Below are 3,045 nucleotides of genomic sequence, written 5' to 3' on the forward strand. Positions count from 1 at the left end.
AAAATTTTAGATAGATATTTCACTAAAATCTTTTAGAGTTTCGCAATCAGCTATAATACATAAAAACATACAATGTGGTTACTTAAAACAAATGAAATTCAATTAAATATTTAATTGATTTAAACAAAAGAATGAAAACGTGTTAAAATGTTTAACAAACACACTAAAAATCATCAATAATATTAATATTAAATTATAATTATACTTATTTTTCATTGTATCTAATTAATATCGTATTATAATTAAATAACTGAATACTAAAATGGCGGTAAAAGTATTTTAGTATGTTATATTGTTATTTTTTCATATTAATAATCGTTTGTTAGATTGAGTATGGGGGGAGAATAGGTTACAGTGTTATTATGAACGTATAATTGTGGATAAGTTAAAACATTTAGAAATATAATTTATGATATTTAATGAATAAAAGCTGAAAGGATGATTTAATGAATAGTTTAATAGACTTAATAATAAAGACATGCCTAGATACAATATACATGACGGGAATGATAGTTTTTGTAGGGTTTATTCTTGGATTTCTAAGGAACCATTCAATAGAAAATTTTCAAAGGAGCTTTGGGTGGAAGGCCGTAGCGATTACTGCAATTATAGGAGTTCCTATTCATGAACTATCACATGCTATTTTATGTGTTGTTTTTAGACATAAGATATCTAAATTGGTACTTTTACAAAAGAAAGATGAAAATGGCATATTGGGTTATGTCAGTCATGCATATAATCCTAATAGTATATACCAACAAACGGGGAATTTTTTTATAGGTATTGCACCTATATTTGGAGGAATATCTGCAATAATTGCTTTAATGTATACCATAATTCCTAAGACATATAATCAATTTATAAATATATCTATGGTTAATGTTAATATAACAAAAATAAATTCTGTCTCCTTAAATGGGATATTAAATTCTTATGTTGATTTAATAAAGATAATTTTTTCAGAGACTAATTTTTCTAATCCATATTTTATATTATTTTTATTTCTAGCTATCTGTATTTCATCTCATATATCATTAAGTTCTGCAGATATTAAGGGGGCGAGCAAAGGGTTAGTTGCAATATTTTTTATATTACTTGCTATTAATGTATTTGGATTCTCACAGGTCGTTATGGCCCAAGGTATATTAAAGTATAATATTATACTAATAGGATTTCTTATAGTATCACTAATTTTTTCTGGGATAACTTATATTATAAGTTTATTGTTACTACTAATAAAGCATTGATATAGTATAAAGCACATGGAATTTTTCATGTGCTTTATTGTGGTTAAAATATGATCATATTATGTAAGCTATATTGAAGATCAATTAGGTAGTGATTAATATTTATAACATTAAAAAATCTACAATTTAAAGGAGCGTATGGATACATTTTTTCAAATTAGCTATTAGTGATATAATTTTATTATTGCAATATAAAGAATAATATGAAGGAGTGAAAATGATGAAGGTATCTCAAATAATGACTCCAGGTCCTACACAAGTAAGAGAGAATGTAAGAATGGCTAGAGCTTTAGCTACTACAAATCCAGATTTGGATTTGCAGTTTTATGAATTTTATAAAGAAACCTGCGAGGAAATAGGACAGTTTTTAAAGACAAGTAATGAAGTTAGAATATTAAGTGGTGAAGGAATTTTGGGCCTTGAGGCTGCTTGTGCATCACTTACTGAAATAGGTGATAGGGTACTCGTAATCGATAATGGAATATTTGGAGAAGGGTTTGCTGATTTTGTTAAAATGTATGGTGGAGAGGTTGTTGTTTTTAAAGAAGATAGGAAGCATTCAATAGACACTCAAAAATTAGAAGAATTCCTTGAAAAAGACCATGATTTCAAATTCGCTACTGTGGTACATTGTGATACACCATCGGGAGTGTTAAATGATATAGATAAGATATGTCATTTGTTAAAAAAGATGAACATACTTACAGTAGTGGATAGTGTAGCTGGTATGGGTGGAGAAGATGTAAGAGTAGATGAATGGAAAATAGATATAGTGATAGGTGCTTCTCAGAAATGTGTTTCAGCACCAGCAGGGCTTACGTTTTTAAGTATAAGTGAAGATGCATTTAAATCAATGCAGCAAAGAAATAAGCCAATAGCTTCTTATTATTGTAATTTACTTATATGGAAAGATTATTATCAGGATAAGTGGTTCCCATATACTCCGCCAATAAGTGATATTGTTGGGCTAAGACAAGCTTTTGATAATATTAAAGAAGATACTGGAATACTTGAAAGACATAGTTGTATTGCTAAAGCTACAAGAAAGGCTGTAAAGAAGGCTGGTCTTAGTTTATATATTGAAGAGGGATATTCTAATACTGTAACAGTTATAGAATTGCCTAAGGGTATAAATGATAAAGCATTATTAAAACATATGGTTGATGATTTTAATGTATTTATAGCTGGATCTTTTGGATATCTACAGGGAAAAGTGATAAGGATAGGACATATGGGAGAGAATGCTAAAAAGGATAAAATGGTTTATACACTTTTGGCATTACAATCATCATTAAAAGAACTTGGATTTGAGTGTAAAACTAATATGGTGGAAGTTTTTCTAAGTGAGGTATAGATTATACTTAAATATATCAGGATATGCTTAGTAATCATAGATTTGATTAACAAAATCATATTTAATATTGTAGCTATGAAGGATATGATTTAATAGTTAATATAACTAATAAAATAGAATTTTGGGAAGTTATTAATGAAAATGCAGTATACCAATCCTGGTGTATCAGTGATAAAGAAATCTAAGAAACAATAGGATTATGAAGAATACCGTATATGATTATAGTATTTAGGATATTATAATGTATCTATCATATAAATATATGATAGAATATTCCTTGTCGTCACATACAAGTGGCACACTGAACTAACCGTTAATTACATTTTATAAGATTTTAATTTAAAATTTTTATAAATAAGTTGTTGACAAAACAAGAAATACCTAGTATAATAGTAAAAGTCGTCACATGATGACAAACAAATTGGTCTTTGAAAATTAAACAGA

Annotated in this window: 2 protein-coding genes; both read left to right on the forward strand. The window is 27.7% G+C overall.

All coding sequences use genetic code 11. The features are described 5' to 3' along the window. The first annotated feature begins 446 nt into the window (after positions 1–446). Positions 447–1,247, forward strand: coding sequence for a metalloprotease family protein (locus tag Q0649_RS01560; RefSeq protein WP_298836544.1), 801 nt, complete (start codon positions 447–449; stop codon positions 1,245–1,247). A gap of 220 nt (positions 1,248–1,467) precedes the next feature. Then, positions 1,468–2,601 carry an alanine--glyoxylate aminotransferase family protein gene (locus Q0649_RS01565; protein ID WP_298836546.1) on the forward strand — a complete coding sequence of 378 codons (1,134 nt, stop codon included), beginning with the start codon at positions 1,468–1,470 and terminating at the stop codon, positions 2,599–2,601. Positions 2,602–3,045: the final 444 nt, after the last annotated feature.

The sequence above is a fragment of the uncultured Clostridium sp. genome, assembly GCF_937920395.1.
Classification (GTDB): domain Bacteria; phylum Bacillota; class Clostridia; order Clostridiales; family Clostridiaceae; genus Clostridium_AD.

Excerpts from the sequence above, each read along its gene's own strand:
- Q0649_RS01565 (WP_298836546.1), top strand. The coding sequence starts at position 1,468 with ATGAAGGTATCTCAAATAATGACTCCAGGTCCTACACAAGTAAGAGAG.
- Q0649_RS01560 (WP_298836544.1), top strand. The coding sequence starts at position 447 with ATGAATAGTTTAATAGACTTAATAATAAAGACATGCCTAGATACAATA.